This window comes from Sphingobacteriales bacterium, assembly GCA_016711285.1.
In the GTDB taxonomy this organism is placed as follows: Bacteria; Bacteroidota; Bacteroidia; order Chitinophagales; family UBA2359; genus JADJTG01.
The window spans coordinates 104,137-120,870 of the sequence record JADJTG010000007.1 but is presented as its reverse complement, the minus strand read 5'-3'; the positions used below and the strand labels follow the sequence as shown (position 1 = coordinate 120,870).

General features: G+C 37.2%; 16 protein-coding genes. 12 read left to right on the top strand and 4 right to left on the bottom strand.

Annotated elements, in window-relative coordinates; genetic code table 11:
* Positions 1 to 123 precede the first annotated feature (123 nt).
* Positions 124 to 2,799, top strand: a complete 2,676-nt coding sequence (locus IPL35_05305; protein ID MBK8442853.1) for a M1 family metallopeptidase — start codon at positions 124 to 126, stop codon at positions 2,797 to 2,799.
* Between the two features lie 78 nt (positions 2,800 to 2,877).
* Here the strand turns inward: IPL35_05305 and IPL35_05300 are convergent, their stop codons facing one another.
* From IPL35_05300 to IPL35_05290, 3 genes are all read right to left on the bottom strand, one after another.
* The gene (locus IPL35_05300) at positions 2,878 to 3,006 is read right to left on the bottom strand and encodes a T9SS type A sorting domain-containing protein (protein ID MBK8442852.1); all 129 of its coding nucleotides are present in this window, start codon (positions 3,004 to 3,006) and stop codon (positions 2,878 to 2,880) included.
* The gene (locus tag IPL35_05295) at positions 2,952 to 4,793 is read right to left on the bottom strand and encodes a hypothetical protein (GenBank protein ID MBK8442851.1); all 1,842 of its coding nucleotides are present in this window, start codon (positions 4,791 to 4,793) and stop codon (positions 2,952 to 2,954) included. Before IPL35_05295 ends, IPL35_05300 begins: the two co-directional genes overlap by 55 nt.
* 184 nt (positions 4,794 to 4,977) lie before the next feature.
* On the bottom strand, positions 4,978 to 5,913 hold the full coding sequence (locus tag IPL35_05290) for a glycosyltransferase (GenBank protein MBK8442850.1): 936 nt from the start codon (positions 5,911 to 5,913) through the stop codon (positions 4,978 to 4,980).
* A 503-nt stretch (positions 5,914 to 6,416) separates the two neighbouring features.
* Between IPL35_05290 and IPL35_05285 the strand changes: the two genes are divergently transcribed.
* The 3 genes from IPL35_05285 to IPL35_05275 all read left to right on the top strand — a co-directional run bounded on the left by IPL35_05285 (position 6,417) and on the right by IPL35_05275 (position 8,147).
* Entirely contained in the window at positions 6,417 to 7,049 is a 633-nt protein-coding gene (locus tag IPL35_05285) for a hypothetical protein (GenBank protein ID MBK8442849.1), read from the top strand.
* 234 nt (positions 7,050 to 7,283) lie between these two features.
* Positions 7,284 to 7,733 carry an SRPBCC family protein gene (locus tag IPL35_05280; protein MBK8442848.1) on the top strand — a complete coding sequence of 150 codons (450 nt, stop codon included), beginning with the start codon at positions 7,284 to 7,286 and terminating at the stop codon, positions 7,731 to 7,733.
* A gap of 9 nt (positions 7,734 to 7,742) precedes the next feature.
* Complete coding sequence (locus tag IPL35_05275; protein ID MBK8442847.1) at positions 7,743 to 8,147, top strand: VOC family protein; 405 nt, start codon at positions 7,743 to 7,745, stop codon at positions 8,145 to 8,147.
* A gap of 229 nt (positions 8,148 to 8,376) precedes the next feature.
* On the opposite strand, the gene IPL35_05270 is transcribed toward IPL35_05275, so the two are convergent.
* Positions 8,377 to 8,955 (bottom strand): hypothetical protein, encoded by a 579-nt coding sequence (locus IPL35_05270; GenBank protein ID MBK8442846.1) that lies wholly within the window; start codon positions 8,953 to 8,955, stop codon positions 8,377 to 8,379.
* A gap of 329 nt (positions 8,956 to 9,284) precedes the next feature.
* Here IPL35_05270 and IPL35_05265 point away from each other — a divergent pair, with 329 nt between their 5' ends.
* The 8 genes from IPL35_05265 to IPL35_05230 all read left to right on the top strand — a co-directional run bounded on the left by IPL35_05265 (position 9,285) and on the right by IPL35_05230 (position 16,386).
* The gene (locus IPL35_05265) at positions 9,285 to 9,707 is read left to right on the top strand and encodes a hypothetical protein (GenBank protein ID MBK8442845.1); all 423 of its coding nucleotides are present in this window, start codon (positions 9,285 to 9,287) and stop codon (positions 9,705 to 9,707) included.
* A 122-nt stretch (positions 9,708 to 9,829) separates the two neighbouring features.
* Entirely contained in the window at positions 9,830 to 10,798 is a 969-nt protein-coding gene (locus tag IPL35_05260) for a radical SAM protein (protein ID MBK8442844.1), read from the top strand.
* A gap of 52 nt (positions 10,799 to 10,850) precedes the next feature.
* Entirely contained in the window at positions 10,851 to 12,329 is a 1,479-nt protein-coding gene (locus tag IPL35_05255) for a hypothetical protein (protein ID MBK8442843.1), read from the top strand.
* Positions 12,322 to 13,080, top strand: a complete 759-nt coding sequence (locus tag IPL35_05250; protein MBK8442842.1) for a nucleotidyltransferase domain-containing protein — start codon at positions 12,322 to 12,324, stop codon at positions 13,078 to 13,080. Before IPL35_05255 ends, IPL35_05250 begins: the two co-directional genes overlap by 8 nt.
* Entirely contained in the window at positions 13,061 to 13,525 is a 465-nt protein-coding gene (locus IPL35_05245) for a hypothetical protein (GenBank protein MBK8442841.1), read from the top strand. The genes IPL35_05250 and IPL35_05245 overlap by 20 nt, the downstream gene beginning before the upstream one ends.
* 8 nt (positions 13,526 to 13,533) lie before the next feature.
* Entirely contained in the window at positions 13,534 to 14,331 is a 798-nt protein-coding gene (locus tag IPL35_05240) for a hypothetical protein (GenBank protein MBK8442840.1), read from the top strand.
* 16 nt (positions 14,332 to 14,347) lie between these two features.
* The gene (locus IPL35_05235) at positions 14,348 to 15,757 is read left to right on the top strand and encodes a cysteine--tRNA ligase (protein ID MBK8442839.1); all 1,410 of its coding nucleotides are present in this window, start codon (positions 14,348 to 14,350) and stop codon (positions 15,755 to 15,757) included.
* Positions 15,754 to 16,386, top strand: a complete 633-nt coding sequence (locus tag IPL35_05230) for a hypothetical protein (GenBank protein ID MBK8442838.1) — start codon at positions 15,754 to 15,756, stop codon at positions 16,384 to 16,386. The genes IPL35_05235 and IPL35_05230 overlap by 4 nt, the downstream gene beginning before the upstream one ends.
* The last annotated feature ends 348 nt before the right edge of the window (positions 16,387 to 16,734 follow it).

Sequence of the window (16,734 nt, the reverse complement as noted above, 5' to 3'; positions counted from 1 at the left end):
ACCGTAAGTTTTATTTTTTTTAGATTCAGAGCGTTTCTTTAAAAAAATCATTCGTCTGCCCAAAAAATATTATTGATTCCAAAGCATCTTTCATGTCATTTTATCTTTTTCCAAAATAAAAATATGCAATTAATCCCAAAAATTTCTGCCGTGCTGCTTGGTGCCGCACTCCTGTCGTCGGTAGCTTGCGGCAGCAGCAAAAAAACACAGGCACTCAGCGATGAACAGCTTTACGACAACGACGACTCCGAAAATATTTCCGAATATGTAGAAGAGCGTCTCTTAGACCCTATTGAAATTATGCCAGAATCGGAGTTGGTAGATACTTTACCGTTGTATCGCGCTTCCGAAAAAATCGTCAATGATTTAATACACACACAGTTAGACGTGCGCTTCGATTGGCAAAAACAATACCTACTCGGCAAAGCTACGCTCACCTTCGCTCCTCATTTTTATCCCGTTGCCTCGCTCACTTTAGATGCCAAAGGCTTTGATGTACACGAAGTGGCTCTTCTGAACAACAACAACAAAACGCCGCTTGCCTACTCCTACAACGGCAATTTCATTCAAATCACACTGCCCAAAACCTACCAAAAAGACGAGCAATACCGCATATTTATTGATTATACCGCCAAACCCAACGAGCGCGAAACTTCGGGCAGTGCCGCCATCACCGAAGATAAAGGGTTGTATTTTATCAACGCCGACGGCTCTTTACCCGATGTGCCACAACAAATTTGGACACAGGGCGAAACCGAAGCCTCCTCTTGCTGGTTTCCGACCATTGATACGCCCAACGAGCGTTGTACGCAGAGCATCAGCATCACGGTGGATAAAAAATTCGTCACCCTCTCCAATGGAAAATTGGTCAGCAGTACACCCAACGCCGATGGCACACGCACCGACCACTGGCAACAGGAAAAACCCCATGCCCCTTATTTGTTTATGATGGCGGTGGGCGATTTTGCGGTCGTCAAAGACAAACTCTGGCGCGGCAGAGAAGTAAATTATTTTGTAGAAAAAAAATACGAACCCTTCGCCAAGCAAATATTCGGCAATACGCCCGAAATGCTCGATTTTTATTCCAACTCGCTCGGCGTGGAGTATCCCTGGGATAAATTTTCGCAAGTGGTAGTCCGCGAATTTGTGTCAGGGGCTATGGAAAATACCTCCGCCGTTGTCCACTTTGACGGCTTGCAGCGCAACGACCGCCAACTGTTGGACGAAACCCACGAAGACATCATCGCGCACGAGTTGTTTCATCATTGGTTTGGCGATTTGGTGACCTGCGAAAGCTGGAGCAACCTGCCCCTCAACGAATCCTTTGCTACCTATGGCGAATACCTCTGGATAGAACACAAATACGGCAAAGACGAAGCTGACAAACACCTGCAAGATGATTTGGAAGCATACATGATGGAAGCTGCCAATGAACAAAAAAATTTAATTCGTTTTGAATACAATAATAAAGAAGATATGTTTGATGCACACTCCTACCAAAAAGGCGGACGTGTGCTGCACATGCTGCGTCAGTATGTAGGTGATGAAGCATTCTTTGCCGCGCTGCGCAAATATTTATTGGATAATCAGTATCAGGCGGTAGAAATTCATCATCTGCGCCTTGCTTTTGAAGCCGTCACCGGCGAAGATTTGAATTGGTTTTTTAATCAATGGTTTTTGGGAAAAGGACACCCCATTCTGAATATCACACAAGACTATGACAAACAACTTCAAAAAATAAATGTAAACATTGAACAACTGCAAGCCGGCTTGCCTTTTCAGTTGCCTATGGTGGTGGATATTTATGAAAATGGTAAAAAACGCCGCGAAAAAATAATGGTGATGGACAGAAATGAAACTTTTTCGTTTGATGCCGCCACCGCTCCCGATTTGGTAAATGTTGATGGCGAAAAAATGCTTTTAGCCGAAATACAAGACGAAAAACCCGTTTCGCAATTAAATTATCAGTATTTCAATGCTCCGCTGTACCGCGACCGCCTCGAAGCCCTTTCCTATTTTGCCGCCGCCGATGCCTCTGCCGAAAAAGACAAAGTATTGCTCGCCGCCCTCAACGATGATTTTTGGGCTATCCGCGAAGAAGCCGTCAATTCTGTTGTTTTTGACGGCGAAAATACCGAATTTCAACAAAAAGCAGCCACCGCTCTGCGCCAAATCGCTGCCAAAGACCCCAAAGCTGCCGTGCGCACCACCGCTTTGCGAAAATTGGGCGAACTCCGCGATGCTCAGGATATTCCGCTTTTTACACAATCACTGCACGACCCCTCTTACAAAGCAATGGGCGCAGCCCTCTACGCACTCGCCGATGCCGACGGAGAAACAGGCTTGCGCGAAACTCAAAAGTTGGAACAAACTGCTGACGAAAATACCATCGGTATTATCGGCGAAGTATATGCTACGCACGGCGATGAGCGCAATTTGCCTTTTTTTGAAAAACATCTGAAAAATGTAAGCGGCGGAGAACGCTACGGTTTAGTACAAAGCTATGCTTATATCCTTTCAAGAATGTCTGCCGATAAAGTGCAAAACGCCGTACCTGCTTTGCACGACATAGCAGTAGCCGACAAAACGTGGTGGGTGCGCTTCGGGGCTGCCAATGCCCTCAAAAGCCTAGAAACGATGATGCAGAATGAGGAATCCGGCGAAGGAACAAGCCCCGAAGAGCGCAATCAACTGAAAAGTGCCATCAATGCCGTTCAAACAGCTTTGAGCGATATTTACAAGCAAGAAACATTTCCGCGCTTACAAACCATTTATGAATTAATGAAAGCATCGGAATAAAATATTTTATTAAAATTGTATAAAAAAAGAGGCTGCCTTTTTCGGCAGCCTCTTTTTTTATCAGTAAAAGTTGATTGATTAACGAATCATCAATTTAGTAGTTTTGCTGATACCTTGTGCAGTAGTCAAACGAACCAAATAAATGCCGCTCATCAAATTGGAAGTAGAAAGCGTAATTTGCTGGCTGTTGCTGATACCGTTGAATATTGTTTGTACTTTTTACCTTGCAAATCAAACAAATCCAAACTTACCACTTGCTCGCCTTCCATTTGGAAAGAGATGTTGGTTTCGTAGTCGGCAGGGTTTGGAGCAATCCACAAAGCTATTTCTTTTGAAACAGCAGCCACCACAGGAGCAGTAGTGCCATTTTTAGCAGTACCGCAAGGCGCAATGCGTGCAACAAATTTTGCTGTACCCGCAGCAGTAGCTCTAAAGCCCGGCAACAAGGATACATAATCTCCGGCTTGATAAATTACTGTATTAGAAGAAGCAGCCGTAAATGACACCAAATTAGATGCGCTAAGGCTGATATTCGCTTCTTCGGTAGTGGTAACATCGGTGATATCATTACCCGGGCTTACCAAAGACACTACATCTACACAAGCACCGCCATAAGTACAATTCGGGTAAGGTAAAGTAGCAATAGCATTGGTAGTATCTACTCCGGTGATTAAAGCATCTTTATTAACAGACCAGTTACCCACATTAAATGGATATTCAGGTCCTGTACCTATGCGGTATGCCCAACCATTTACATAATCCCAAGCGGTGCCTGTTCCATCTAAATCCGGATCTCCATATACATCATAATAAGCACTATTGTAATACAACAAAACGGCATCATCACCATTGATACCGGCTACACCACTTACATAGGTAGGTGCAAAACCAAAGAAAGTATGAAAATACAAAGAGTCGGTAGCTACAAAAATACAATCGCCGGCACTTGCAGAACCCGCAGGAAAAGTAAATTCCTGTGTGCCGTAAGTACCTGCCGTATTTACAGACTGCAAACCATAAAGGCTCAAATCGGGAATATCAGCAGTAGCGTAAAGTTCTATTGCTTTAGGCGTACCACCGGTCAAGGGACCGTCAATTACGCCTACTATTGTAAGAAGACCCGGCACGGGTGAATAGCAAGAAACAGGAGCAGAGAATAAAGCCGGAGCTGTAAAAGTGCAAGAAGGATCTAAACTGTAATAAGCTGTTACATCTACAGGCATACCGTCAGAAGGCAAGCCGGTAAGTGTAACGGTCTGTGGACTTGTTGTTACCGGAAAACTTTGACCATTGACGATCAAATTGCCGCCGGTGGGCGCACTTGTTGAACTAACAGTAACGTTTACGCTATATGTATCGGTAAGCGGGTCGCAAGGAGAAGGATTAGCGGCTGTAATGCTATTAATCACACAGTTTGAAACCACCAGCGAAACACCTGTAATTTTTAAATCATCAATACGGCTGGAGCCGGTTGAAGCAACTGTGCCGCCGCCACTGGTGAGGTCATTCACCATTACATAACGGATATAAACCGTAGGTAAATTATCCAATGAGGACGGAAGTATCATATTTGATAACACACCTGTAGTCCAGTTGTCGGCAACTGTTACAGGTGCAATAGCCGCCCAAGTAGCACCGTCTGTGCTGTATTCTGCACTAAAATTAGCCGGTCCTGAATTTGAACTGCGTTGTTTAGAGGATAAGGTAAGCGTTTGGTAGCCTGTAGTTGAAAACTGAACCTGCCAATATTTTACACCTGCTCCGGCATTCCAGCCGGTAGTGCGCCCACTATTCGTAGTAGCACCAGCGGTAGCAAAATCCAAAGCACCCGTTCCGCCTATGGTGCTAATAGTTTGTGAGGTATTCGCAGGAATACCCGCATCTGCAACCGCATCGTCGGGGTTATTGGGAAAATTCCACTCTACAAGGGTTACCTGCGCACTTACCGCCACAAAGCTGCAAAGTGCCAAAATACCCAAAAAAATTTTTTTCATTGAATTGTGTTTAATTTTTTAGTTACAAAGAAAAAGAAATTGTTTTGCTTGTTAATTATCTTTATCTACTTGTAATTTATCACACTGCAAATATATACTTATCAGATTAATTTTTGTTTAATTCAAAATGATTTTTTGAAAGATAGTTATATTTTTATACAAATAAATCTAATAGAACCGAGTATCAGCGTATTTTAAATAAACGTTTTATACGCCGCAGAAAGCGGCGATAGTAAGGCGGAAAATATGTTTTTTTGAGGTATGCCTCCAAAAGGTGCTGTTCTTTTGTATGGTGTTGAACAACATCAGGAAAACGGGTAATGGCATAGTTGCTGTTCCAAATGGGGTCATCAAAGGGATTTTCGCTGCCGCAATGTATGCCGCTGCCATCAAAACCGATATTGGCGATGAGGCTTTTGTCGGGAAAAAGCATCAGTTGTCCGCTTTTAAAAAAATTCCACCAAAGCACCATATCAAAAGGAACATCTTTACCTGCTGCCACGGCACTCAAAGCATAGTGTGCAAACAAAGTGCTGCCGTTGAGACTATATGCTTTCTGGAGGGCTTTACTTTGTCGCAAACGCTCCCAATCTGTCGGGACGGTTTCTATATTTTTCCACGAACGCCGCCACAAAGCCCAAGCCTGCGATACGGCACAGCGCAAAAACAAAGCCCTTTCGTTGGCAGCAAGCGTGTGTACAGGATAATTGTATGCCGTGACAATGCCTACCTGCATTTCGTGTGCATAGCGGTGCAGAGCTTCATTCATATATCTCAAAAAATAGCGACCTGCCAACACATCATCTTCCATATAAATGCAGGCTTCGTGGTGTTGCAATACCTCGCTTACGGCGGCAATCATGGAGGGGTCTAAACGCAAATTTTCGGCACGCTCCGTAATATGAACTTTGCCGCACCATTGTTCGGCGGCGATAATGCGGCGCACCTCCGCTATCTGTGCCAGCATCTGGGGGCTGCTGTCTGGCGGCGCACCATCGCTGAAAATATACAACTCCGAGCAGTCGGCATCAAGGGCGGATTGCAGGGTACGCAAACAACGCAAAGTATGCTGCGGGCGGTTGAATACCAATAAAACAATCGGAAATTTTTTATTTTTCATAGTAAAAATGAAAAAAATATTACAAAATTTTAATATTGAAGTTGTTTTCAACCTTTTTACGCTGCAAATAAACAACTACTTTATTTTATAAAATCAAGATTTTTATTTGATATTTTTTTTATTAATTTATTTTATCCGCAATTTGAGAAAAAAACAAAATCAGAATGGCAAATATTTTTGCGGATTGCGTATATATTGTAAATATTGGCATATAGTATGCCGCTTTGGTTTTTAATTTTGAAAAAATTACAGTGTCCACGACATCAACAACAATGCCCATGTGTTAATGAGTATCTGACGAGTGTTTATCAAAAAACAAATTTTTAAAAAAAATTAATGTCGCAAATATATACCATTGCATATATTTGTGTTGTTGCGGGGGTCACACTACGCAATAGTGAGCCTTCGGAAATCTGAGCATCCAAACAAAAACTCAAAAGAAACAGAGAAAGTAAAGACATTTTTGAGTTATACAATGTCAGCCAAATCCAAAAATTATTAACATGAAAAAATTATACACCATTTATTACAGGCTTTTGGTTGGCGTAATTGCATTAATGATGGCGAATTTGTCGTCTTTATCCGGTCAGGAATCTTCTGTGCCATACGCCGAATCTCCATCAAAATCATTTTCCGCAGATGCAGGGGCTATCTATTATGGCTTATTTTATTGGGCTAAATATGATTTTAATACAACGCTCAAAGGTGGGTTTCTTAGGTTCAGCACACATTCTTCTAATCAACAAAAAAAAGTGCAGTCCGGCTATATTGAATTGATGTTTGGCGGCTCACCCCGTATTGATTCTACTTGGATTCTCAATGCTAAACTGGGAATTGGCGGTACCTTTTATTTTTCTTCAAAAACCCAGATGCCGCTTTATCTCAATATCGGATATGGGATAGTATCCTATCCTGAATTATCCGGTGGCGGCGGTAATATAATACTTGGGACTAAAGTATATCCAAAATTTTATGTAACAAAAAGAATAGCGGTTTTATTGGAAGGTAATTTTGACTTACATTTTTGTGACACGATAGGTGACGATGATTTTAAGATTAATACGGTTTTTTTTACCGGTTATGTAGGAATAGGTGTATCTTTTTTATTTAACGGTGGTTCTCTTGATAAGAAATAACTGTACCAACCGCTATTTTAAAACAAACAAAAACGGTTTAGTTTTTGCAAGCGAAGGCAATTTTTTTGCAAATGGATACGATTAAAATTTGGCAGTTCTAAAAAACAGCGTATTTTAGTGGGGTTCAAGAACTGAGAATAAAGAGCCATTTATAAAGAAAACCCCATTATTAGAGAATAGCGAGAAATATAATTTTGTCGGGTTCAGACAATAACTTCTAAATTAAATATCACAATGACAACTAACAAAGTTTCACTTCACAGAATTTTGACTGCAAGCCCTGAAAAGGTTTACAAAGCATTTACCGATGCCGATGCTATGGCTTCGTGGTTGCCGCCCTACGGTTTTACCTGCAAAATACACAGTATGGATTTGCGGGTTGGGGGCAAATATAAAATGTCGTTTACCAATTTTGGTACCGGCAGCAGTCATTCATTTGGCGGCGAATACTTGGAAATTGTACCCAATGAATTGCTAAAATATACCGATGAATTTGACAACCCCGACCTGCCCGGACAAATGGTTACAACAATTAAATTGCGAAAAGTTGCCTGCGGAACAGAACTGGTTGCTACACAAGATGGAATACCCGACATTATACCAATTGAAATGTGTTATTTGGGTTGGCAGGAATCCTTAGATAAATTAAAACGCTTGGTAGAACCCAATATACCGGACGCATAACCAAATAAAATGACAAAACAAATTTTTGTTAACTTAGCTGTAAAAGACCTGCAAAAATCTGCCGACTTCTATACAGCACTTGGTTTTACCAATAATTCTCAATTTTCGGACCATACGGCAAAATGTATGGTTTGGAGCGACCATATTTTTGTGATGCTCCTAACCCACGAAAAATTTACGACCTTTGTCACCAAGCCTATCGCAGATACCCAATCAAACGTTGCAGCACTGTTTTCGTTATTGACCGACAGCATAGAGGAAATGTACCAAATTATGAACAATGGACTTCAAGCGGGAGGCATAGAGCCTAACGAAATGAGAGACTACGGTTTTATGCAACAACGAACCATCGAAGATTTTGACGGACACACTTGGGAATTTTTCTATATGGACGTTTCAAAATTTCCAGCCTAATCTCTAACAAGAGTGCTATTTTATTTTTTTTAAATCTTAGATCTTCTCTGTTGAATGTTATTGCAAAAATCGCCATATCTCAAGCTGTTTCCCGTTGGCTGCAACTAATCAAGACAATAATATAAAGAATAAAACAAAGGTTCGTTTTATTACGAGTACCTGCAATGCGTCTTTCAGTTAAAGTTATCAGGTACTGAGGGGCAGTTTCCACACCGTAAGTAACAGTTTTTTAACTTTGACAAAGTTGAGGTACGCACGCCATAAGCGGTGCCGAAAATGACAAATGCAGCAGTGCCCACGACAAATGCAGCAGTGCCCACGACAAATGCAGCAGTGCCCACGACATAAGCAGCAGTGCCCACGACAAATGCAACAGTGCCCACGATAAATGCAGCAGTGCCCACGACAAATGCAGCAGTGCCCACGATAAATGCAGCAGTGCCCACGATAAATGCAGCAGTGCCCACGATAAATGCAGCAGTGCCCACGACAAATGCAGCAGTGCCCACGACAAATGCAACAGTGCCCACGACAAATGCAACAGTGCCCACGATAAATGCAGCAGTGCCCACGATAAATGCAGCAGTGCCCACGATAAATGCAGCAGTGCCCACGATAAATGCAGCAGTGCCCACGACAAATGCAGCAGTGCCCACGACAAATGCAGCAGTGCCCACGACAAATGCAGCAGTGCCCACGACAAATGCAGCAGTGCCCACGACAAATGCAACAGTGCCCACGACAAATGCAACAGTGCCCACGATAAATGCAGCAGTGCCCACGACAAATGCAGCAGTGCCCACGACAAATGCAACAGTGCCCACGATAAATGCAGCAGTGTTTAACTTTGACAAAGTTGGAACTTTGTCAAAGTTGGGGTACTCAGGTGTGGAGGGGTACTCACCGAGTATTTATATTGCAAAAAAACAGAATAAGTATTGTAAATATGCCGGAGAGTCGCACATATAATAACGTTATCTTTAATAAAAAGAAAAAAGCAGCATTTTTTGATTAAAAAAGCCCAAAGAAACAATGTCAGGTTTTTTGGAAAAAAATCAGAAATGCGGAAATTTTTAAAAAAAATAGATACATATAAAATAATATTCCCCTATCTTTATCATAGTAAAGCATAATACTATGCAAAGTTCACAGATTTTTCCATTGTACTATAAAGATGAAGGCAAAAAGATAGGTATAAAATCCTATCCGAATCCTTCTACTAAGGTATTATTGGCAAAATGTGGCATCCTCAAATACAGCAAAACATATCGCAGTTGGTACTTACCTTACGAAAAATGTGTTTTTGACCTGCTCAAAAAAAATTTTACTGACCTCCAAATTATTGCAGACAACGCACCTACTCGAAATGTACCATCACAAAGTTTGCGCATAGATGAAGTAGGAACGGACCTTCGTATCATTCAAGAACGCTTAGGGCATTCCGGCATCAAGACTACTGAAAGATACACCCATGTAAGTAATAGGACTATACAAAGGGTTCAAAGCCCATTAGATAGCTTGATGAATAATAAAAATGCGAACTTTAGTTCGTATAAGTAGATGTTATCTGAAACCCTATGGCAGTAGTTATTTTCATTTGACATTAAACATTTCGCCAAAGTTTTAAAAAATCAAACATATATTAGGGGTTTCTATTTATTTTACAGTAAACTAAAAGTATCATGACCGAACATTATACAATAGCAGATTTTCATTTAAGATTTTTTCTTGAATCAATATGTAATTTCAGGTGTGTTTATTGCAACCCAGATGCAGACAGACAAGAAGGGAAAATTATTTCAGATAGTGAAATAAAAAACATTCTGGCAGTAGGTTATTCAAAGGGAATTTCAAAAGTACATTATTCAGGAGGCGAACCAACATTAAGAAGAGGATTACCAGAGATAATTCGATTCGCAAAAAATCTTGGTTACACAGACCAAGTTATGACTACAAATGGAGTTCTTTTTGAAAAAAAATTTGATGTCTACATTGATTCAGGTCTTACAAGAGTAAATATTAGTATTGATAGTTTAAAGGAAGATATATTTAATAAACTTACTGGCAGTAAATCATTTCATAATGTAATGAGAGCAATAGAAAAAGCAGTTTCTCATTTTGAAGAAGTGAAGTTAAATGTTGTAATAATGAAAGAGAACATCGAAGAGATTAATGATTTTATAAGTTTTTCTGCAAAACATAATAATAAAATTGTATGTCGCTTTATTGAACTCCAATCTAACCAACCAGTATTTTATGATAATAAAGAAAAAATCTCAGACCAACATGTTAATTTAGATGAGATAGTGCAGCAGTTAGAAAGGTATGGAGAGTTTAATATCATCAACAGTATAAAAGGCAAAAACCCTAATTGCCGTTACTATCAAATAAAAAATACAGGAACACGGTTTGGAATTATCGCAAATCATTCAAGAGGATACCCCTGTGGAAATTGTAAGAAGATTAGAATTAGTCCATATGGTGGTATGGGTGTATGTATAAACGCAGAAGGCTTAAATATTAAAAATGCAAATGAACAAGAACTTATCAAAGCATTTGATATGTCAATTGAAATGCGTCATAGTTTAGATGAACACTTCGCATATAGAAAACATCATTCAGATACATATGGATTTTGGCGTTGGGGGTGATGTTTCGGAGAAAAAACAGGAAACAAAGCATATGTAAATATTATAAAATTGAATGATGAAAAGTAATGATTTTTTCACAGAGGAAAATAAAGAAGCATTGTATTTATTTTTCAATACTGTTATTGAGGACTTGGTGGATTTAAAAATTTCTTCTCCTGCTATTGGAAAAAGATTCGACATTTACGAATTCTTAAAACTTTCTACATTAGATTTTCCTAATGAGGAAGTTGATATTTCGGAAGTTTATAACAACTTCAAAAAAGAGATTATTCCATATTGTCAAAACCCTTCAAGCAAATTTTTTTTAGGGTTTCCATATTCAGGAAACTCCGTTCCTGCTTTAACAGGCACAATTATCAGTGATTTTCTCAATATCAATTTGGTAGATTTTAAATTAAGTGAAGCATTAACACTTTGCGAAATTCAAAGTATAATTTGGTTACGCAAATTATTAGGTTATGATAAAGTTGAAAAATTGCAATCAATTACTGATGCAGGAGGAATTCACACACATGGAGGGGCAATGAGTAATACGATTGCTTTAATACTTGCGAGAGAAAACCATAACTCTAATACGCTTAAAGACGGTGTAGAAAATCCTAAAGGATTTAAAATAATTGTTCCAGAAGGAATAACTCATTACGGAATTCTAAAATCTCAAATGTTAATTGGATGTGGTTCTAATACTATTGAAATCCCAACTGTAAATTACAGAATGAATTTAGAAAAACTTGAAAAGGCACTTGTCGCTAATAAGAATAACATAATGTGCGTAATTGCTTTTGCAGGTGACGCTAAAACAGGAACAGTAGATAATCTAACTGCAATTTCAAATATAGTGAAAAAAATTGACCATAAAATTTGGTTGCATGTTGATGCATCACAAGGTTTCTGTTTAGCCTTCTCTGATACATTGAAACATAAATTATCTGGAATAGAACATTTTGATTCAATTACAATTGACCCCCATAAATGTTTGAATATTCCTTTCTCAATCAGCACACTCTTAGTTAAAGAACCAAAAAAAATTAAAGTGTTTGATGATAAGGACAGTGATGATAATTTTGAATTTTCCTTCGGAAGAATATCTCCTTTTATTTCATCCAGACCTTCAATAGCTTTAAAATTATGGTTTACCCTAAAAACATTTGGAAAGAAAAAAATATCAAAAATTATTGAAACTCGTTACAACTTAGCACAAAACTTTGCTGAAATAATTAAAAATTCGAGTGATTTTATTTTAATTGGCGAGCAAGATACATTTTCAATTATGTTTTATTACACAAAAAACATTCGACAAATTAATTCAGATAATGAAATTGAGTTTTTAAATGACTTAAACAATATGGTTGAGAAAGTATTGTTGAGCAATGGGTATTTCATCGACAGACCAAAAATAATTGAATTGCCTTATTTTAAAAATAAAATATCGCTTCGACCATTAAAATACTTATGTGGTAATCCAATTACAAAAATTGAAGACCTAATAAGTATGCTAACAGTAATAAGAAATGAATTCAACAATGAATAATCCAGAAATAAAAAAGATACTTATAAGGGAAATTGATGCTTTCGCATCACTTAACTTCAAAGACTATTTCATAGTTCTCTTTGGTTCATTCGCAATTAATAAACAAAAAGAAAATTCAGATATTGACATCATTTGCTTTTCGAAATCGCTTGATGATGAATTAATTTTTCTTTTCAAAGATTTTTTTATCAATCTATGTGTAAAATATAATGTAAGCACAAGAGCACAAATTCCACATGAACGCTTTTTAATCATTTCTTATAATGATTTACTAAAAGCAATATCGGGCGAAGGTTTTACAAAAACTGAAAAGTCAGAATTGACTATTCCTGAAAGAATTCACACCGCTGAATTTTACAGTTCAGATAAAATGAGATTTAGATTTGCCTTTAATTCAATAACAACACTAAACCAGTTTATTTCTGGGAATTTTGAGCACTATAAATCCTTTAAAGACATAGCCATTGAATATTTGCTTGGATATATTTTCATTCTTAATAATAAAAGAAAATTAACAATTGAAGAATTAGTTAACGCTACAATTTGCGACAGTAAGACCCAAAGAAGTGAAGGAATGTTTTTAGGGTATAAAAATTATTCAGAAATTCGAGAACATTTTCTCGATGCATATCAAATTAAATTAAAACAACTTTCTAATCAAAATTTTGTCAACTTTGATTCAGTTTCATTCTTGCCCTCTGACAATTGGCTTAAAAAAATATTTTACACTAATGCAGAACTCCACAATTAATTCAATTGAAAAAAAAATAAGACAAGAGTATTCAAGACAAAATGATTTTATTCAACTTATTGCATCGGAAAATTTGCCTTCAAAAGCAGTTTACAAAGCTATGCAGAATGTTTTGCTAGACTATAAAACCGCTGAGGGTTATGTAGGAAACAGGTATCATTCAGGATGCAAAATAATTGACGAAATAGAATCGATTGCTATAGAAAAGGTTAAAACATTATTTGGTGCTGAATATTCAAATGTTCAAACTAATTCAGCCACCATTGCGAACCAAACTGCTATCGCTGCTCTATCTGATTCTACGCCTAAAATTTTAGCAATGGATGTTAAATGTGGTGGTCATATAAGTCATAGTGTTAAATATACAAACTCCAATCACTACCACGTTGACAAGGAGTCCTTTCTTTTGGATTATGATGAAATAAGAAAAATTGCTAAAAAGTAGAACCTAATATAATCATTGCAGGTTCAAGTTCTTACCCTAGGGAAATAGATTTTAAAAAATTTAGAAACATTGCTGACGAAGTTGGAGCTTACTTGATAGCTGACATTGCCCATATTGCAGGTATAGTTGCAACTGGTTATCATAATTCACCGGTAAATGAAGCTCATGTAACTACAGCAAGCTCATACAAAACCATGAAAGGTCCAAGAAGTGGTTTCATTCTTATTGGAAAAGACTTTCAGATGGTGTTAAATGGGAATAAGTTGTTCAAGTTGGTGGATAGAAGTTTATTTCCACTAACTCAAGGTTCACCAAATATTTTGGATATTGCAGGTAAAGCAATTTGTTTTGAAGAGAGTAATTCTAAAAAATTTAATAACTATATTTGTGATTTACTTGAAAACAGTTCTTGCTTGTCATCCTGCTTAATAGAGAGAGGTTTTGAGGTATTAACTAATGGAACAGACAATCATATAGTTTTAGTCAATTTAAAAAATAAAAAAATGACTGGTCACATAGCTGAAAATGCCTTAGAAGAAGTTGGTATTTCTGTAAACAAGAATCAAATTCCTTTTGATGAACATTCTCCCTTACTTTCTAGTGGAATACGAATTGGTAGTCAATTCATCACAAGCAGAGGAATGAATAAAAAACAAATTCCAATTATCGTTGACTTAATTGAGATGACACTAAACAGTATAAAACCTTTAGATAATACTCATTATTCTAAAGATTCAACTACCATCAACAAGGTAAAGAAAAAGGTTAAGGAATTAACAGAAAATTTTCCAATAATTATTAATTAAACAATTTTTTTAAAATATGAAAAATAAAATTTTAGTTTATAATACTTTAAGCGGTCAGAAAGAGCCGTTTAGTTCTATTAAAAAAGATGAAATAAGTATGTATGTGTGTGGGCCTACTGTATATTCGAATGCTCACATAGGACATGCATTATCTGCAATGGTGTTTGACATAATCAGAAGGTATTTTGAACATGTTGGATACTCTGTAAAATTCATTATGAATTTTACAGATGTTGATGATAAAATAATTATCAGGTCTCAAAAAGAGAATATCGATGCTACCACGCTAACGGAAAATCTTATTAACGAATACATTCTTCAATTAAAAAAACTAAATATCAAACCTGCCACGCATTATCCAAAAGCAACCGAAGAAATTGGAGGTATGATTTCATTTATTGAAGAATTAGTAAAAAAAGACTTTGCCTATTCAGTTAATGGTGATGTTTTTTATCGGACAAGCAAATTCATTACTTACGGTAAACTATCTGGACGCAAAATTGATGAACAACTTTCAGGGACTCGGATTGATGTAGATAATCGAAAGGAAAGAGTTGAAGACTTTGCATTATGGAAATCTGCGAAGAAAGGAGAACCGTCATGGGAAAGCCCTTGGGGAAATGGTAGACCTGGCTGGCATATAGAGTGTTCTTCAATGTGTATCCATCATTTAGGGGAACAAATTGATATACACGGTGGTGGCACAGACTTAATTTTTCCACATCATGAAAATGAAATTGCTCAGTCAGAAGCATATACAGGAAAGCCTTTTGCAAAGTATTGGATGCACAACGGTATGCTTGAATTAAAAGGAGGGAAAATGAGCAAGTCTGTTGGAAACCTCATAACCATTAATGAGTTTTTAGAAAAGTTTGATGCAAATACTTTTAGAATGATGTTAATTTCGTCTCACTATAGAAGTCCTTTGGCTTTTAATTTTGATTTAGCAGAAGAATCTTTAAGGAAAGTTCAAAAAATTACAAGTGCTTTAAAAGGTGCATGGGGTAATAATTCAGACGATTACTTAGCGAAGGAAGCAGAAAGTACAGCAGCAAATTTTGTCCTTGAGTTTCATAATTCAATGAATGACGATTTCAATACTCCAATTTTTTTAAGCCATCTTTTTTCAATTACAAAATATGTAAACCAATTAAGAGATAAAGGTGCGTCAGATGAAATATTGAGCATCGTTCAAAAGGAAATTAAAAATGTTTTGAAAATTATTGGATTCAATATTGAGAGTATTACAAGTACAACATCAAATAATTTAGAGCCTCAACTAATTGAATTATTAATTGAAATAAGAAAAGAATTACGCAATAATAAAAATTGGGCTTTATCCGATACTATAAGAAATAAATTAAGTGCTATTGGGGTAAACTTAGAGGATAGCCCTAATGGTGAAACTGGTTGGACAAAATTATGAAAAATACATTATTTGATTACGCACAAGAAAATTCTAATTGGCATTTTGACCCATCAAAAAAGTCAAATGATTTTTATTTCGTTGGAAATAAAGTTTTTATACCTCAAAAGGAATTGCATGAGCTGGTTAACCAATTAGAGGAAAGTAATCTTTTAAAAGAAATCATTTTAGGCAAAAGAATGAAGAAGTATGACAACAATTCAGTTTATCAAAACGATGAGCTAACTTTGTGGGGCTACAACGAAAGCCAATCGTTTATGAAAAGTATTGATGTTGACGGAAATAAATTTCTTATTCCTTCCTACATTCAAGAAACTATTGATTCGCTTGGAATAAAAAATGCTGCTGCTGCATTGATGATTCAATATCCTGGACAAATGCTACCTTGGCATTGTGATTTATATTTATCGTATCGAGATAAAACCAACATGAAATTATCAGAAAATATAGTCAGATATTTAGTCGCACTATCTGAATGGGACTGGGGGCATTATTTTTTATGTGGTAATTCAGTATGGCATCAATGGAAGGCAGGAGATATTATTACTTGGGATTACCTAATGTATCATTGTAGTTCAAATAGTGGTCGTAGACCCAAAATAACTATGTCAATTACTGGAATTAAATAAGAAGCATTCGTACAAATAAATATTCTTTAAAAACACACATATCACCCTAAAAGCATTTTTAATTGAGAGTATTTTTCTTCAACACAGAGTTATTTTCAATAATCTTGTCCAAACATGACAATGAAAGTGAATTCCTAATATCAACTTTTCTGCTTGTCATTGAACGATTAGCCTTCAGACGGAAAAAAAGGGCTTCAGATAACAGCAGTTTGGCAAAATGGCGGGTTCAGTGCTAAATTGAACATTCGGATTTCTAATAAACATTTGTGCTAAATTGAACCTTTGTGCTTCTAAACCGCCACTTCGCCAAGCTGCAAACCGTTATGCGGCAGCTTAAAAGACAACGAA